The organism is Deltaproteobacteria bacterium, assembly GCA_028818775.1.
Lineage (GTDB): Bacteria > Desulfobacterota > Binatia > UBA9968 > JAJDTQ01 > JAJDTQ01.
Map to the genome: position 1 here is coordinate 1 of JAPPNE010000084.1, position 17,646 is coordinate 17,646.

Annotated in this window: 11 protein-coding genes; all 11 read left to right on the top strand. The window is 64.3% G+C overall.

The annotated features are described in order from the left end of the window. Positions 1-365: ABC transporter substrate-binding protein (locus OXU42_09855; protein ID MDE0029688.1), on the top strand; the 365-nt coding region annotated here is incomplete at its 5' end. A gap of 110 nt (positions 366-475) precedes the next feature. Further along, a complete protein-coding gene (locus OXU42_09860) occupies positions 476-1,408 on the top strand; it encodes an ABC transporter permease (GenBank protein MDE0029689.1) in 933 nt (310 codons plus the stop codon). 10 nt (positions 1,409-1,418) lie between these two features. Further along, positions 1,419-2,312: an ABC transporter permease gene (locus tag OXU42_09865; GenBank protein ID MDE0029690.1), complete on the top strand. Its 894-nt coding sequence runs from the start codon at positions 1,419-1,421 to the stop codon at positions 2,310-2,312. A 10-nt stretch (positions 2,313-2,322) separates the two neighbouring features. Beyond that, complete coding sequence (locus tag OXU42_09870; protein ID MDE0029691.1) at positions 2,323-4,455, top strand: ABC transporter ATP-binding protein; 2,133 nt, start codon at positions 2,323-2,325, stop codon at positions 4,453-4,455. Positions 4,456-4,495: 40 nt separating this feature from the next. Next, positions 4,496-5,065: a hypothetical protein gene (locus tag OXU42_09875; GenBank protein MDE0029692.1), complete on the top strand. Its 570-nt coding sequence runs from the start codon at positions 4,496-4,498 to the stop codon at positions 5,063-5,065. After that, positions 5,062-7,206 carry a hypothetical protein gene (locus OXU42_09880; GenBank protein MDE0029693.1) on the top strand — a complete coding sequence of 715 codons (2,145 nt, stop codon included), beginning with the start codon at positions 5,062-5,064 and terminating at the stop codon, positions 7,204-7,206. Before OXU42_09875 ends, OXU42_09880 begins: the two co-directional genes overlap by 4 nt. 11 nt (positions 7,207-7,217) lie before the next feature. Beyond that, positions 7,218-7,874, top strand: coding sequence for an A24 family peptidase (locus OXU42_09885; GenBank protein ID MDE0029694.1), 657 nt, complete (start codon positions 7,218-7,220; stop codon positions 7,872-7,874). Positions 7,875-7,989: 115 nt separating this feature from the next. Next, entirely contained in the window at positions 7,990-9,696 is a 1,707-nt protein-coding gene (locus tag OXU42_09890) for an ATPase, T2SS/T4P/T4SS family (GenBank protein ID MDE0029695.1), read from the top strand. Between the two features lie 6 nt (positions 9,697-9,702). Beyond that, the gene (locus tag OXU42_09895) at positions 9,703-10,899 is read left to right on the top strand and encodes a type II secretion system F family protein (GenBank protein MDE0029696.1); all 1,197 of its coding nucleotides are present in this window, start codon (positions 9,703-9,705) and stop codon (positions 10,897-10,899) included. A 258-nt stretch (positions 10,900-11,157) separates the two neighbouring features. Continuing rightward, on the top strand, positions 11,158-16,323 hold the full coding sequence (locus OXU42_09900; protein ID MDE0029697.1) for a DUF1588 domain-containing protein: 5,166 nt from the start codon (positions 11,158-11,160) through the stop codon (positions 16,321-16,323). A 13-nt stretch (positions 16,324-16,336) separates the two neighbouring features. Next, positions 16,337-17,605, top strand: coding sequence for a DUF1501 domain-containing protein (locus OXU42_09905; protein ID MDE0029698.1), 1,269 nt, complete (start codon positions 16,337-16,339; stop codon positions 17,603-17,605). Positions 17,606-17,646 lie beyond the last annotated feature (41 nt).

Sequence of the window (17,646 nt, forward strand, 5' to 3'; positions counted from 1 at the left end):
ACAAGATGCCGGCCAACCAGTACTGGGAGGTCTGGGACAAGGCGCCCTGGGGCTATACCGCCTGGACGCACCGTCCCCTCGGCACCATGGTGCTCGGCCTGGGCTACCGCGCCGGCGTGCCCTGGAACGAGAGCGCCTACAACAACCCGAAGTTCGACGCCGCTCTCGACGATGCCGAGGCCACCCTCGACGTCAACGAGCGCAAGAAGAAGATGGCCGTCTGCGAGAAGATCCTCCAGGACGACGCCATCATTCCGCAGCCCTTTTGGCGCTCGGTCTTCAAGGCGGCCAACAAGCGGGTCAAGGGGCACCAAACCCATCCGACGCTGTACCACCAGTTCCACAACGTGTGGCTGGAGGGGTAACGGGCTAAGCCGCGGTGGCTTGGACAGGGGCGGCCGGCCGGTCGCCCCTGTCTTCCACGGCCGGATCGCGTACACCGGCCGACTCGCCCTGCCGAGCACCGGAGACCGACATGACACAACTGATTCTGCGGCGGGTGGGCATGATGCTCCTCATCATGCTGGTGGTGGCGCTGCTTCTCTTTCTCATGAACGAGGGCGACCCCCGGCTTATCGCGCGCAGCGTCCTCGGGCCCTACGCCCAGGACCAGCAGCTCGACGCCTGGATCGCCCAGCACGGCTACGACCGGCCGATCATGGTCCGCTACTTCGATTGGATCGGACGCGTGCTCTCCGGCGACCTGGGCGATTCCATCATCTACAAGCGGCCGGTGAACGAGATCTTCTGGGACCGGCTCGGCAACACCGGCATCCTCGCCGGCGTGACCTTCGTGGTCATGGTGGTGGTGGCGCTGACCCTCGGGGTGCTGGCGGGCATGAAGGAAGGCTCGGCGCAGGACCGGGTGATCTCGGTCTTTTCCATCACCACGACCTCGATCCCGGAATACGCCAGCGCGGTGCTGCTGGCCTGGATCTTCGTCTTCGGGCTCGGCTGGCTTCCGGGCACCTCGGCCATGACCGGGGGTTTCAACGTCGTCGAACTGATCCTGCCCGTGATGGTGCTGACGCTGTACGGTTTCGGCTACGTGGCGCGCATGACCCGGGCGTCCATGGCGGAGGTCATGACCAACCACTACATCCGCACCGCCATGCTCAAGGGGCTGCCGTACCGGCACATCATCATGAAGCACGCGCTGCGGAACGCGCTCATCGCGCCGTTCACGGTCATCATGCTGCAGATCAACTGGCTCCTGTCCGGGGTGGTGGTGACGGAGTTCGCCTTCGGCTACAAGGGGTTCGGCGCGCTCCTGCTGGAGGCGGCGCTGCGGCGCGACATCTTCGTCATCGAAGCCTGCGGGCTGGCGGCGGTGTTCGTGGCGGTCTTCACCCAGACCATCGGCGACGTCGGCTACACCTACCTGAACCCGCGGATCCGGTTCAAGTGAGGAGGGGAGCATGGCTACGAATTCCGACAGCACACCCCTCGTAAGACCGGATTCGACCATCGTGAACGCGGTCAAGGCCGCGGCCCTCCTGCGCGAGAGCCCGGTGGGCATGGTGGGCGCGTTGATCGTCGTCTTCTTCGTCCTGCTGGCGATCTTCGCGCCGCTGGTGTCGCCCTACGATCCCAACGCCACGATGCTGCCGTTCGCGTTTCCGGGCACGGCCGCGCCGGACGGCGGCGTGTTCCTGCTAGGCACCGATCACCTGGGCCGCGACATCCTCTCGCGCATCATCTGGGGCGGCCAGCGGGTGCTGTTCTACGCCACGATCGCGACGATCTCGGCGTACATCGTCGGCATCGTCATGGGCTTGGCGGCGGGTTATTTCCGCGGCTACCTGGATGAGATCATCTCGTTCTTCGCCAACGTGATCCTGTCGTTTCCCATCATGGTGCTCTACGTCCTGATCATCGCCAAGCTGGGCGCGTCGGGGCTCAACATCGTCTTCGCGGTGGTGTTCGCGTCCTCGCCGGGCATCATGCGCATCGTGCGCGGCGTCACCATGGACATCGCTACCCGAGACTACATCGCCGCGTCGCAGACACGGGGCGAGGGCCCCTGGTACATCATGCTGGTGGAGATCCTGCCCAACGCGCGCAGCCCGCTGATCGTCGACTTCTGCCTGCGCATGGGCTACACGACCATCACCATCGGCGCGCTCGGATTCCTGGGCCTGGGCCTGCCGCCGCCCGACCCCGACTGGGGCGGCATGATCACCGAGACCCGCGCCTTCGTCACCGGCGGGTTCCCGCACATGGCCATCATGCCCGCGTGCGCGGTGTCCCTGCTGGTGCTGGGATTCAACCTGCTGGCCGACGGACTGCGGGAAGTGTCGTTGAGAGACTAGGAGGAACGTGATGGCGGATCACAACGGCAACGGAGGCGGCGACGCGCCGGTGCTCGATATCTCGGGTCTCCGGCTCAGCTACTACACGCGCGCCGGGGAGATCCCCGCGGTGATGGACTTCGACCTCACCATCGCCAAGGGCGAATCCGTGGGGCTCGTGGGCGAGTCCGGATGCGGCAAGTCCACCGTGGCCAACGGCATCATGCGCTACATGGGCAAGAACGGCGGCATCGTCGGCGGCACCATCAAGTTTCAGGGCCGGGACATGGCGGAGATGAGCGAGGAGGAGATCCGGCGGGTGCGCGGCAAGGACATCGCCATGATCTACCAGGAGCCCATGGCCGCGCTCAATCCGAGCCTGACCATCGCCGCTCAGCTCATGGAAGTCCCCATGATCCACGAGGGGGTCAGCGAGGAAGAGGCGTTCCAGCGCTCCTTCGACATGCTGTCGGCGGTGCACATCCCGGACCCCAAGCGCCTGATGGACTCGTACCCGCACCAGGTTTCCGGCGGCCAGCAGCAGCGCGTGGTCATCGCCATGGCGCTCCTGTCGCGGCCGGCGCTCCTGCTCCTGGACGAGCCCACCACGGCGCTGGACGTGACCGTGGAGGCGGGCATCGTCGAACTGATCGCGGAGTTGAGCAAGGAATCCGGCACCTCGCTGCTCTACATCTCCCACAACCTGGGCCTGATGCTGGAGGTGTGCGACCGCATCTGCGTCATGTACTCCGGCGAGGTGGTGGAGGAGGGGCATATCAGCTCCATTTTCTCCTGGCCCAAGCACCCGTACACCCACGGCCTGTTCGGCTGCATCCCGCTGCCGCACGCGGACAAGAACGCGCGTCCGCTGAACGCCATCAAGGGCCAGCTTCCGCTGCCGCACCAGCGCCCCACGGGCTGCTATTTCGGGCCACGCTGCGACTTTTTCCAGGCCGGACGCTGCGACAGCGACCACATCCCCATGGAGGAAGTCTTCACCGACGACGACGACGCCCACCGGGTACGCTGCCTGCGCTGGAACGAGATCGATCACGACGAGGCGCGTAGCGTCGAGACGACGCGCGAGCCCATCGAGGTGGGCGATACGGTCCTCGAAGTCGACAACATGCGCAAGTACTACGAGGTCAAGGAGAGCACGCTGGCGGCGATGGTTTCCGGCGGCTCCGTGCGCCAGGTCAAGGCCAACGAGAGCATCAGCTTCGACGCCGGAGAAGGGGAGACGGTGGCCATCGTGGGCGAGTCGGGGTGCGGCAAGTCCACCTTCGCCAAGGTGCTCATGGGGCTGGAGACCGCCACGGAAGGGGAGGTGCGCCTCGACGGCACGGACCTCGGCAGCATCGAGGTCAAGAAACGCACTCCCGAGCAGCTCGCGTCGCTGCAGATGGTGTTCCAGAATCCCAACGACACCCTCAATCCGTCCCACAGCATCGGCTACCAGATCGGACGGGTGATCAAGCGTTTCGGCATCGAATCCGATCCCGCGAAGATCCAGGATCGGGTCCACAAGCTGCTCGATACGGTGAAGCTGCCGCGCGACTTCGTCAACCGCAAGCCGCGCCAGCTATCCGGCGGACAGAAGCAGCGGGTGGGCATCGCCCGCGCCTTCGCAGGCAATCCCAAGACCGTCATCGCGGACGAGCCCATCTCCGCCCTCGACGTCTCCGTGGCCGCGGCCGTGACCGAGCTGCTGATGGACATCCAGCGCGAGCACCGCACCACGCTCCTGTTCATCAGCCACGACCTGTCCGCGGTGCGCTATCTCGCAGACCGCATTGTGGTCATGTACCTGGGACAGATCATGGAGCGGGGGACCACGGACGAGGTCTTCGCGCCGCCGTACCACCCCTATACCGAGGCGCTGCTGTCGGCCGTGCCCATCGCCGACCCCGAGGTGGAGAAGCGCCGCATCGTGCTGGAAGGCAATCTCCCGAGCCCCCTGGACCCACCCAAGGGATGCCCGTTCTCCACCCGCTGCCAGCGCAAGGTCGGCGACATCTGCGACAACGAGCCGCCCCCGGTCCAGCTCGACGGCGAGGGCCACTCCATCGCCTGCCACATTCCGCTGGACGAGCTGCGCGAGGTGGAACCGGTGATCACCATCCCGGACCGGGACCTGGAAGCGCCGGCGCCGACGCAGGCGTAACAAAAGGGCAAACGGACGGCTCTCCAAGACGAGAGGTACCATGAACCGGCTTTTGTCAGGCTGGCGCGGCTGGCTCGCCGCGGGTCTGGTTGGCTGCACGACCGTCGCCGTGGCGTTGGCGATGCCGGTTCCCCTAACCGAGCCTCCCCCGACGGCTCCCCCGGCGCCGCTGCCGGTACTCTCCGACGAGGTGGCTGCGGTGGCGGCGAGAGACGACTTCAAGATTTTTCTCCAGAGCGCGCGCTGGGGCGACCACGGGCCGAGGACGCCAAAGCGCGCAGGCTCGCCCGCACCGGCCGCGCCGCCTGCTCCCACGACCAACCCTGAACTCGCCAGGATGAACTACGTGGGGTTGATCACCATCCATGACCAGCGAACCGTGTTGTTCGACGTGCCGGATGTGGGGGTTGTCCGGTACGTACCGGGTGACAGGCTCCCCGACGGCCGCGTACTGGTTTCGGTCACGGATGACAGTCTGACGCTCAGAGCGGATGGCCGCGCCGACGAAGTGCTCGTGCTGTTCCCGACCATAGAGAACAACACCCGGAACGCCGCGCCGAAATCCGACGAAACCGAAATGCGCTCCCGCGGCTCCAAGGGTTCGAGATGAACGTTTCCATTCGGTATTTCCGTACCACCCTGCTCCTGGCGCTGGCGTGCCTGGTGCCGGCGTGCGCGGAGGTTCAGGTGGAGCCGTTTCCCGAGCCGATCCGGCCGGCCAGGGAGCAGCCGCCCACGCCCGCCGTGGCTCCGCCGCCCGCGGACGAGATTCCCGCCCAAGACGGTACCCGCACATCCCGGGCTCCGGGTGTTGTCATCCAGCGGTCGGTGGCGGAAGGCATTACCGACCGGTTGGGCGAGGATCTTGTCGGAGATCCCATCCAGGTCAGCTTCCACAACATTCCTCTTGTGGCCTTCATAAACGAGATCTTCGGTGAAGAACTCAAGATGTCTTTCGTGATCTCGCCTGGCTTGCGCCAGAAGGTCGATCTGGTCACCCTCAAGCTGACCGAGCCGCTGGCGCCGCGCCTGCTGTTTGCAACCGCCCGCCGCGTGCTGCGGGAATTCGGCGTCGATATCGTCGCCACCGACGAGGGGATCCTCACTTTCGTCCTGAGCCAGGACATCGCCTCACGGGACGTGCCCCTGTTCGTGAGCGGCCGCGCCCTGCCGGATGTCCCGCCCAGCCATCGGGTGATCTTCCAGCTCGTGCCGCTCAAGGTGGTGCGCGGTCCGCAGGTGAGGGGATGGCTGAGCGCGGCATTCGACCGGCAGGACCTGGAGATCATCGAGGATCCGGACCGCAACGCCCTACTGCTCAAGGGCAACAGCGACATGCTGGTGCGGGCGCTCGCCATGATCGAGGTCTTGGACCAGCCGCTGCTCCGCGGGCGCTACGGCGTGATCGTCGAGCCGGTCTTCATGAGGTCCCAGGACCTGGCCAAGGCGCTGAACGAGGTTCTTCACGCCGAAGGATACCAGTCGAGCGTCGGAACCGCCGGGAAGGGCGGCTCGATCATTCTCCTCGCGCTGCCCGAGGTGAACAAGATGGTCGCCTTCGCGGGAGATCAGGCCACGCTCGACCATGTCGAGGAATGGGCCCGAATACTGGATACCGGCCGCAAGGAGTCCATCGAGACGGCGCTCTTCACTTACGAGGTTCGCAACACGCAGGCTGAAGAGTTGACCGAAACCCTGAACCGGATGCTCACTCTCGGCGTGACGGGGAAGGGAAAGGCGGCGCCTGCACCGAAGCCCGCGCCGGCGACCGGGGCCATGGGTACCCGGCGGGGGGCGCCGCCCCCGCGGCCGGCCGAGGCCGAGCCGCCCAGCGACCGCATCGTCGTCGACAAGAAACGGAACATGTTGCTCTTCCGCGGCTCCGGCAAGGAATGGGCGGAGATCCGAAGCGTCATCGAGAAACTGGATAAATCCGTGCCGTTGGCGCTGATCGAAGTGCTGATCGCCGAGGTGACGCTCACGGACCAGGAGAAGACGGGCATCGAGTATCTCTTCAGGGGCAGCATCAGTGACTACGGCCTTGTCGGCAAGCTGGGGGGGCTCGGTATCGGTGAATCAGGCCTGTCGGTGATTCTCGACAGCGCGGGGGAGACTCGCGCGCTGCTCAACCTGTTCTACCGTGACGACCGGGTCGTGATCCGGTCGCGGCCCCGTCTTCTCGTCAAGAGCGGTGAGACCGCCACCATCGACGTCGGCAACGAGATCCCTGTGATCACCCGTATTTCCGATGACAATCGTCAGAGCGCCAATTCGATCAACATCCTGCAGGACGTCACCTACCGGAAGACCGGAGTACAACTCGAGATCAAGCCGATCGTCCAGGCCAACGGACTGGTGGACCTTCAAATCTCGCAGCAGCTCAGCGAGGCCCGTCCGACGGCGGCGACGAGCCTGGCGGGCACGCCGACCATTCTGAACCGGCAGATCAGCACCAGCCTGACGCTCCGGGACGGCGGCTCCCTGTTGCTCGGCGGACTCATTTCCGGCAGTCAGAGCGCGGGTGAGACCGGTGTTCCCATCCTCGGACAACTGCCCCAGATAGGCCGGCTGTTTCGCGCCGATTCGGTCGAGAAAGACCGGACCGAGCTGATGATCATGGTCACTCCTTACGTGATCACGGATCACGAGGAGGGCTGGGAGCTCACCCGGCGGATTCGCGACCGTCTGGAACTGCATTCCGACATGGCTGGGGAACAGAAGAGCTCGCAGCGGCTTCAACCCGACAAGTGATACCGGCCGCGATGCGGGAAGCTCATTGCTGTCACCCAGCGGCCTTTCGGCTCGGACTTCCCAGTCTGATTCCTCTTCTTCCATGGGTTCTCAAGCGTGGCCGGTGCGGCTATTGCGGCGGGAGAGTTTCGCTGGCTGTCCCGTTTATCGAACTCGTCATGGTTGCGGTGGTGGTGTTGACGGCCGTGCAGGCGCAGGATATCGCGCACGTTGTCGCAAGCGGTCTCTTCGGTTGGCTCCTGATTGTGTTGATGGACACCGATCTCCGGCACCAGATTCTTCCTGACAGTCTGACCGCGGCGCTCCTGGCGAGCGGCCTTCTGGCGGCGCTGTTCTTGTCGGCGCCGGGCTTTGCCGAGGCATTTGCCGGCGCGGCGATAGGCGCCGGCAGCTTCTTCTTGCTGCGCTTCTTCTACTTTCGCTACCGCGGCATCGAGGGCCTCGGGCTGGGGGACGTCAAGTTGATGGCCGGGCTCGGCGCATGGTTGGGCGCGTCCTGGTTACCCTTGCTGGTCATCGTTGCCGCCGTTTCCGGGCTGCTGTCGGCATTCCTGCGGGCATGGAGCGACGGAGCCAGAGTCTCGGCGACGAGCGCGGTACCCTTTGGCGCCTACCTTGGCGGCAGCGCGCTTGTGCTCTCGTACTTGAGGGCGGCGGGCGTCTGGTAGTGATAGGCCGGTCCATGGCCACGTCCCTCCGGCAGGCGCCTCTCGTCAGGACGATGCCGCTTTTGATATGATACGGCGCGGGTTACGACAGGATCAGGTCCTCACGATGAACAAGATGCCGGAACCAAGACCGGACGCCGCATCGCAGGGCGCGTTTTCCGAAAAGCGTCTTGCCGAGTTGCTCGTCGAAAGAAACGACGTCCAGCAGGCGGATCTGGACAATGCTCTCCGGATTCAGCGCTCCGTCGGCGGCCGTCTCGACGTGTTGCTGCTCCGGACCGGGACGGTCTCGGAAGACCTGCTGCTGCAACGGCTCGCCGAACTCCAGGGCGCGACCTACCTCCGCAAGGCCGAGGATCTGCCGGACAGCCTCGAGGTGCACCGGTTCGTTTCCGAGTCGCCGATCAAACGGGAGTGGTTTCTGGACAACGGCGTTCTGATGTGGCGCCGGGACGGCCGTCTCTTCTGCATCGCCCGGGATATCCGCGATCACGGAGTGCTCGCCACCCTTTCCTACTTCTATCCGGGCGAGGCTGTGACCTTCTGCCTCACCGCCGGCCACCAGATCGACCGTCTGCTCGATGCCGTTGACGGGGGGCAGGCGGCCGAGCGCCTTCGTGCCGGCGATAGCGCCAGACAACTCGCCGAAGTGGCCGAGGAGGCTCCGGTCATCGAATTCGTCAACAACCTGCTCGCACAGGCCGTGGACCTGAAGGCATCGGACATCCACATCGAACCGGCTGAAGAGCAGTTCGCGGTCCGGATGCGTGTCGACGGCGTGCTGCAAACCAGGTTGGTGCAGCCGGTGGAGCGCTTCCCGGCCATCGCATCCCGGGTCAAGCTTATATCCGGCCTCGACATCGCGGAACGGCGGTTGCCCCAGGACGGCCGGATCTCGACCCGGATCGCGGGACAGGAGATGGACATCCGGGTATCGACGGTGCCCTGCGCGTTCGGCGAATCGGTAGTGCTGCGGATGCTGGCGAAGGAGCGGGCGGACCTCGTTCTGACGAATCTGGGCATGGAAACCGACCATCTCGCCCTGTTTCGAAGCTGGTGCCAGACGAGCAGCGGTATCGTGCTGGTCACCGGGCCCACTGGGTCCGGCAAGTCCACCACGCTCGCCGCGGCGCTCACCGAGATCGACGACGGCGTCAAGAAGATCATTACGGTGGAAGATCCGGTCGAGCACCAGATGCCCAACATCACGCAGATCCAGACCCATGCGGAGATCGGCTATACGTTTGCCCGGGCGCTGCGCGCCATTCTGCGTCAGGACCCGGACGTCATCATGATCGGCGAGATACGTGATCTTGAGACCGCGGAGATCGCCGTGCGCGCGGCGATGACGGGGCACCTGGTGCTGTCGACGGTCCATACCAACGATGCGCTGTCGAGCTTTACCCGCCTCATCGACATGGGAGTGGAGCCGTTTCTGGTGTCGGGATCGGTCCGCGGGGTCCAGGCACAACGGCTGGTGCGCAAGGCATGCTCGGGTTGTTCGATCCACACCGCCCCCCCGGAGGGTTTCCGCGCGCGCCTCGAACACCTTCCGCCGCACATGCTCGGCGATCGGTGGGTGGCTGTCGCCGGTTGCGATGCTTGCGGGGGCACCGGCTACAGCGGCCGGACCGGCATCTACGAACTCGTTCCCGTGTCCGGCGAGATCCAGGAACGGATCGTATCCGGGGCAAGACTCACGGAGTTGAAGACACTGGCGCTTCGTCAGGGCCATCGCACTCTGTTGGAGGATGGCCTCCTGAAGGCGTCTCATGGGTGCACCACAGTGGAGGAGGTTGCGCGCCTGGGGATCGAGGAATGACCGGCGATGCGGGAGTACGAGTACGAGATCATCGATCGTGACGACCGGGTCGTGAAGGGACGCGCCAAGGCGGCCTCGGTGAACGAGCTTGTTCGCGGCTTGAATGCCGAGGGCCATACCGTCGTCGAGGTGAAGGAACCCCGGGCCGCGCGGCCGTCGCCGTTCCGCCGCCGGCCCGGCGTACAGGACCGCATAGTGGCGCTTCACGAGTTGGCGACGCTGCTCGAATCCGGAGTTTCTCTGGGCAACGCCGTACAGGCCCAGGCCGACGGCACCCGGCACCCGGCACTGACGGCTTCCTTCGAGGCGATGGCCATGGCGCTGGTGCGTGGAGAGAGCTTTCTCCAGGCCCTTCGCGCCGGGCACCTGTCCCTCCCCGAGTATGTCTACCAACTGGTTGAAGCCGGCGAATTGAACGGTCAGCTTGCCACCGCGCTCCGCCAGGCCGTCGAGCAGATGCAATACGATCAACGTGTGGCCTCGGAAATCCGGGGCGCGCTGCTCTATCCGGCAATCCTGGTCGTTTCCGGCTGCACCGCGGTCCTCATCGTCTTCGTGTTCGTCATCCCGCAGTTCTCCGGCCTGCTGGAGAGCGGCAACGAGTTGCCGCTGCTCGCGGAAGCCGTGTTGCGCGCCGGACTATGGTTCGACGCCAACGGCTGGCTGCTTGCCGGCGTATCTGTCATCTTCGCCGTCGCCATTGCCGCCCTCTCACGCAGTGAAGGGGTACGCCAACAGGTACGGGACACGTTGTCCGCCTTGCCGGTCCTCCGTGACTGGTTTACCGAAGCCGATACCGCCAAATGGGCCTCGCTCATGAGCGCCATGCTGGCGAGCCGCGTCGGCATCATGGACGCCCTCCCCCTCGCCGCGCACAGCGTCCGGATTTCCCGCCGCAGGGCGACGCTGGAACAAGCCACCGGCGATGTCCGCGGCGGAGCATCCCTGTCAGAGGCGCTTGAGAAGCGCCGCGCGCTCACCCCCACCGGCTACAACCTGCTCCGGGTCGGCGAGCAGTCGGGCCAGCTCGCCGAGATGCTGCACGCCCTCGCAACCCTCTGTGACGAGAACGGCCGGCGGCGCATGAAGCGATTCCTTACCCTGATCGAGCCGCTGGCGGTCGTGCTGGTCGGCGGCTTTCTCGGTCTAATCATGATCGGGGTCATCCTTGCCATCACTAGTGTGAATGATGTGACGTTCTGATGTGTTGGTGCGATTCGTGATGCGCGAAATCGGCTCGGGGCACGTTTGCGGTCGTAGGGGCAGACGGAAACAACAGAGTTTCCCAAATCCAATCGTCCTTCCACTAGAGCAAAAAAATTCCTCTTTAGTTTGACCAGGGTGAGTCCGCAGTGGTAATTCTGTATCGTTTCGAACGCCGAAGGGCCGTCCAGCGCGGTATCGGCGAGGGTTGGAACGATGGATCTCCGAAGCCTGACGCGGGGCTTACGCAGGGCCTTGGTGTTTCCGCTGCTGCTTGGAGGCGCCATTTCGGTGCCAGCTCCGGTCCTATCGATGATGGGGCCGGTGGGCCACGGCGCGGCGGGCGAACCGGGGCTGGTCCCTGCGGCGATGACGGCGCCGATCACGGTTCCGTTCTTCACCCAATCCACCTCCACGGGTAGCGTCAGCTACCTGCGCATCATCAACCACTCAACAGAAGCAGGCACGGTCAGCATCGTGGCGTATGACGATGCAGGGACGAGGTACGGTCCCGCGACGCTGGAAGTGGACGCGGGCGAGTCGGTTCACTTCAATGCCGGGGACCTAGAGGCGGGGAATGCGGACAAGGGGCTGGGGGACAAGGACCAAGGTTTCAGGGAGGGAATCGGCACCGGCACGGGGGCGTGGCGGCTGGAGCTGACGAGCACTTTGGAGATCGAGGCATTTTCCTACAGCCGGACGGAGGGCGGGGTGGTGAGCGGCATGCAGGCGGTGGTGCCGCGGACGGGTTCTGGGCATTGGATCGGGCTCTTCAATCCGGCGAGCACGATAGGGCGGGAGAGCCGCTTGCGTTTGGTCAACCGTGGGGCGGCGCCTGTGGCGGTGACCATCGAGGGAGTGGATGACGCGGGCGAGTCAGGGTCCGGAGCAGTGCGTCTGACGTTGCCGGCATGGGGCGCACGGATCGTAACGGCGGAGGAGTTGGAGAGCGGTGAGGGCGAAGGGTTCACGGGAGCGTTGGGAGACGGGAGCGGGAGGTGGCGGCTGTTGGTGACGGCGGGCGGTGCGATCGAGGTGATGCACCTCTTGGCGAGCACAACGAGCGGAGAGATGACAAACCTGTCTGCGGGGCCGGTATCACCCGTGGACGGGGACGACGGGGCGACGACGATCCACAAGGTGGGGCTGTTTCCCGCGGCGTCGGAGGAGGGGTTGGAGGGAGTGCTGCGGATCGTGAACCGGACGCGGCAGGCGGGACGTGTGAGCATTGAGGCCATCGATGACACGGGAGCGAAGTTCGGTCCGGTGACGGTGTACCTGAGCGCTTTGAAAGGACTGGTTCTGACGTCTGGAGACCTGGAGGAAGGGAATTCGAGCAAGGGAGTGTTCAGGGGCACGGGAGCCGGGACGGGAGACTGGCGGCTGCGGCTGAGCACGAGTTTGGAGATCGAGGTGCAGTCCTATGTGTACCCGCTGGGTGTTCAGGACGGGCTGCTGTCGGCGATGCACACCCTGGTGTCGCGCGGGGCAAAGGGTCACCGGGTGACGCTGTTCGACCCGGGGGAGGTTGCGGGATCGAGCGGGAGTCTGCGGTTGATCAACCCGTCTGAAACGGAAGCGGCGGTGACGATCCGGGGAGTGGACGGCACGGGAGCGACACCGGGAGGAGAGGTGAGGCTTACGCTTGGGGCGGGCGAGTCGCGCGAGGTGACGGTGGCGGAGTTGGAGGAAGGGACTGGAACGGGGCTGGTGGGAGCGCTGGGGGACGGCACCGGTCAGTGGCACCTGTCGATAGAGTCAAACCGGCGGATTGGGGTGATGAGCTTGTTGTCAGGACCGGGGGGTCGGCTAGCTAACCTGTCCTCACCGCCGGGGGGAACCATGGCGGCGTTTCAGGATGCGCCTGCCGGGTCGGGGGACACGGCGACAGCGGCGGAGGTGTTCGGCGCACACATCTCCGAGCCGGTGGTGCACTCGCGCTGCATCTACTGTCACGTGGAAGAGGGGCGATCGGGCCACACTCGGCTGGTGTTCGAGGAGTCGACGACCGAGGATCACGAGGCGTTGAACCTGGCGGTCTTCGAGCACTTCCTGTCCGTAGTGGAGGGGGGAGCGTCGCGCATTCTGAACAAGATCCAGGGGGTATCGCACGGGGGTGGAGAGCAAGTGCCGGCGAACAGTGATGACTTCGCGCAGATGGAGCGGTTCCTGGCGGCACTGGAAGGGCCGCCGGAGCTGTTCAGCCGCCACATCTCGGAGCGTGTGGTGCAGTCGCGGTGCATCTACTGCCATGTCATGGGTGGCAGGTCAGCTCATACACGGCTAGTGTTCCAGCCGGAGACGAATCCGGACCACGAGGCGCTGAACTTGGCAACGTTCGAGAACTTCCTGGCGGAGGTGGGGGGTGGAGCATCCCGCATCCTGAACAAGATCCAGGGGGTCTCTCACGGGGGCGGGGAGCAGGTACCCGCGGACAGCGACGACTTTGCGCAGATGGAGCGGTTCCTCGGCCGGCTGGACACAGGGGTAGTGCCTGCGGCGATCACCGTAGATACGCTGTTCGACCCGGTACGGATGGCGCCGTTGCGGAAGACTTTGCGGCGGGCGGCGCTGATCTTCGCGGGGCGGGTGCCGACCGAAGAGGAGTACGCCTCGATCTACGGCGGCGGCGGGGCGTTTCGTGCTGCCATCCGCAACCTGATGACCGGGCCGGAGTTTCATGAGTTCCTGATCCGGGGGGCGAATGACCGGCTGCTGACCGATCGGGACGATGGCAATATCATCGACCACGACCAGTTTGTGGACTTCACTAGAGAGCACTATCGCCGGAAAAAGGCGGCCGTTGCCAGCGGGGACTTGAGCAGTTTCCGCTCTTGGTACCGCAACGTGGAACATGGTGCGCGCCGCGCACCCTTGGAGCTTATCGCACATGTGGTTGAGAGTGACTTGCCGTATACGGAAATCCTGACGGCCGACTACATCATGGCAAATCCATATGCAGCCAGGGCGTACGGGGCATCGACGACATTCGATGACCCTGACGATCCCCGTGAATTCAGACCGACAAAGATTGTCTCGTACTATCGAATGGGCGACGATTTCGAACGCGAACACGATCGCATCGTCGACGCCACCCGCATCATTAACCCTGGTTCTTTGCGTACGGACTATCCGCACGCGGGCATTCTAAACACGACCATGTTCCTCAGCCGCTACCCTTCCACGGCCACCAACCGCAATCGGGCACGGGCGCGCTGGACCTATTATCACTTCCTTGGCCTGGACGTCGAGAAGTCAGCGTCACGGACCACCGATCCCGTCGCGCTGGCAGACACCAATAACCCGACCCTGCATAATCCGGCCTGCACCGTCTGCCACAGCGTACTGGACCCGGTCGCTGGAGCGTTCCAGGACTACGGCGATGACGGATTCTACAAGGACCAGTGGGGTGGCATGGATTCGCTGCACCGGTTGTACAAGCAGGATCGTGGAACTCCACTGAATGTTGAAGTCGAATCCTGGCAAGATCGACAGACACTGACGTGGCCGCTGCTGCTGGCCGCGGGCACCCATACGGTGAAGGTGGCCTTCGTCAACGATTTCTGGGACGAAGCCACCCGTCAGGGCGGCGAAATATTCATCGACCGACTGGTGATCCTCGATGCTCAGGGTCGACAGGTAAGCAGCGTGGAGTTCGAGGACGTAGAACCGCCGGTCAAAGCCGATGGCGGCCGTTGCGGGCGCATTTCGCGTAACCCCGCCACCGGGCGCGAAGATCACTTTATTCTGACGAGTAGTAACCGGCGGTGTGTATGGCGTATCGATGTCGAGGTTCCGACCCTGGATGTCTATACGGTCGAGGTGGTTGCGTGGTCGAACGGGCATCGCGAGCACTACAGACCGGACGGCTATGCCAGGCTCGCCGTCAGTGCCAACGGCTATGAAGACGGCGACACTTGGTATCGCGACATGCGTATACCGGGCTTCAGTGCAGAACAGGCGCCCGAGGGCCAGGACAGTCTGCAGTGGCTGGCACAACAGATCGTCGACGACCGGCGCTTCGCCGAGGCGACGGTCAGGTTCTGGTGGCCGGCGATCATGGGGAGCGAGTTGGTGGAGCCGCCGGCGGAAGAAGGCGACGCGGATTTCAAGGGTAAACTGCTTGCCGCCAACGCACAGAGCGCGGAGGTGAGGCGGTTGGCGCATGGTTTCCAGCAGGGGTTTCATGGCGGGTCGGCGTACAACCTCAAGGATCTTCTGGTCGAAATCGTACTCTCGAAATGGTTTCGTGCAGATGTGCTGTATGATTCGGATACGGTACGCCGGGTAGCGCTCCGGTACGCCGGCGCGCGTCGGTTGCTGACACCGGAGGAACTGGCACGCAAGACCACAGCACAGACGGGCTACCAATGGGACCGGTGGTTCAACAAAACCTGTAGGTGGGACACTTGCGAGCCTTTGCCCAATCGTCTGACGCAACGTCTCAGGCTGCTGTACGGTGGAATCGACTCGGATGGTATTACAGAGCGTGCGCGGAACATGACGTCGGTGATGGCCGGGGTAGCCAAGCGGTACGCGGTGCGCACAAGTTGTCCGGTCGTCATGCGCGAGCTCTTTCTGTTGCCGGACGGAGGCCGGAAACTGTTCACGGGCGTCGACAGGAACGTGACGCCCGAACTGGACTTCCGCACCTCCTTCGAGATCGAGGCTGAAGAAGACTGGGAAAAGCTTTCTGTGGAGGGATGGTTACCCCAGGCTTCCAGAACGGTGCGATTGACGTTCCCTAACGACTGGTACGGCGGACGGGGCATGGACCGCAATGTTCGTCTTGACCGACTGGACCTTCAAGACGCTGCCGGCCGGGTTGTTGTCAGCTACGAGCTTGAGAGCCTGGAGCCGTTAAGTGATTGCAACCGTCCGGTGCACGATCACTTCGCATTGCACTGCCGTGGCTCATTGGACGTGATGATCGACATCCCGCGGGCAGGACGTTACACGATAGAGGTTGTCGCACGGGCCGACCAGGCCGGCGATGAGCTTCCGCGGCTGGAGGTTGCGGTTCTGGATGCAGAGCTTTCAAGTGCTGGCGCTCTCGCTATCAGGGAGAAGCTGGTCGAGTTGCACGAGAAACTCCTCGGCGTCGAGGTGACGCTCCATTCTCCGGACGTGGATGCCGCATTCAACCTGTTCGTGGAGGTCATGAAACGCGGACAGGGTTTGGATGAAGAACGCTTCCCGTGGTGGAGGTGTGGCTTCGACGATATGTACTATTTTGACGGAATCCGCGATGACATTGTAGTAGAAGGGAAGCACGATGACGGACGAACTTTCTATGACTACGACAAGGAACGTCAGGACGCCTTTATGTCCGGCGTCGACTTCACGGACATCCACTACGGCGCGCGCACCTGGGTTGTAGTCCTGGCGTATCTGCTGACGGACTACCGCTATCTGATGCTGTAGGGGAGGCGCGGACATGAGACGACGCACGTTTCTCAAGGCCCTGCTGGGGGTGGCCGCCATGGCACCCGGCTTCCGGCTGCCGCTGGTGCACGCCCAGGACGGCTACAGCGGCAAGCTGTTCGTGTTCGTCCAGGCGGACGGCGGCTGGGACGTGACGAGCTTCTGCGACCCCAAGATGAACACCCCGGGCGAGCCGATCATCAACCACTGGGCGGAACACGATGAGACCCGCCAGGTAGGCAATCTGAGTTATGCGCCCTTTGCCAAGAACCAGGAGTTTTTCGAGAAGTACCACCGGATGATGCTGGTCATTAATGGCGTGGATGCGCAGACGAACGCGCACACGGTGGGTATCGTGCACAACTGGAGCGGGCGGAACTCGGAGGGATATCCGACGCTGGGGGCGTTGGCGGCGGCGCATTTTGCTCCGGCGCTGCCGGTGGGGTACCTGAGCTTCGGGGGGTTCTCGAACACGTCGGGCCTGACGCGGTTCACGCGGCTGGACGATCCTCGGCTATTGCGGGAGATCGCGGAGCCACGGGCGGACATGGGACGTTTCATCAGCGACGCGGACTGGGAGGCGATGGGGCGGCACCGGGCGAATACGGTGGCGCGGTTGGCATCCGCCCCGGGTCTGTTGCCCGGGGACGAGGCTCACCTGGAGTTCTACCGTACGGCGTTCGCCACGGAGGGTCTGAAGGCATATGCGGATGCGATTCCGCCGGAAGACCAACTCGAGGATCAGGAAGAGTGGGAGGACTTCCGGAGTACCCTGCGTCGTCAGGCGCAGTTGACGGTGCTGGCATTCAAGACGGGGGTGGCGGTGTGCGCGGACCTGTGGCTGGGAGGGTTCGACACGCACACGAACCACGACCCTCCGCACGAGTGGCTGTTGGGGAACCTGACGGGCGGTGTGGACTACCTGTGGGACTACGCGGAGGAGCACGGGGTGGCGGACCGGATGGTGGTGGTGATCGGGTCGGACTTTGGGAGGACGCAGCACTACAACTCTGTGAACGGGAAGGACCACTGGCCGATCGGGAGCTACGTGGTGATGGAGAAGAACCAGAGTTGGACGGGGCAGGCGGTAGGGGAGACGGACGAGTTGCATTTTACGCAGAAGATGGATCCCGCGACGCTACGGCGGGATGACACGAACGGGACGATCATCTATCCGAAGCACGTACACAAGGCGTTGCGGGAGCATCTGGGGGTAGCGCAGACGGCGGGAGCGTTGCGGTTTCCTTTCAACAACACCGAAGACTTCCCCTTCTTCAGCTAGGGACGATGGGACCGAAGGAACACCGAAGCCGCACGTGGGGC

Bases quoted from the DNA above. Each gene is read 5' to 3' on its own strand.
- OXU42_09865 (MDE0029690.1), top strand. From the start codon at position 1,419: ATGGCTACGAATTCCGACAGCACACCCCTCGTAAGACCGGATTCGACC.
- OXU42_09875 (MDE0029692.1), top strand. From the start codon at position 4,496: ATGAACCGGCTTTTGTCAGGCTGGCGCGGCTGGCTCGCCGCGGGTCTG.
- OXU42_09870 (MDE0029691.1), top strand. From the start codon at position 2,323: ATGGCGGATCACAACGGCAACGGAGGCGGCGACGCGCCGGTGCTCGAT.
- OXU42_09890 (MDE0029695.1), top strand. From the start codon at position 7,990: ATGCCGGAACCAAGACCGGACGCCGCATCGCAGGGCGCGTTTTCCGAA.
- OXU42_09895 (MDE0029696.1), top strand. From the start codon at position 9,703: ATGCGGGAGTACGAGTACGAGATCATCGATCGTGACGACCGGGTCGTG.
- OXU42_09885 (MDE0029694.1), top strand. From the start codon at position 7,218: ATGCGGGAAGCTCATTGCTGTCACCCAGCGGCCTTTCGGCTCGGACTT.
- OXU42_09860 (MDE0029689.1), top strand. From the start codon at position 476: ATGACACAACTGATTCTGCGGCGGGTGGGCATGATGCTCCTCATCATG.
- OXU42_09905 (MDE0029698.1), top strand. From the start codon at position 16,337: ATGAGACGACGCACGTTTCTCAAGGCCCTGCTGGGGGTGGCCGCCATG.
- OXU42_09880 (MDE0029693.1), top strand. From the start codon at position 5,062: ATGAACGTTTCCATTCGGTATTTCCGTACCACCCTGCTCCTGGCGCTG.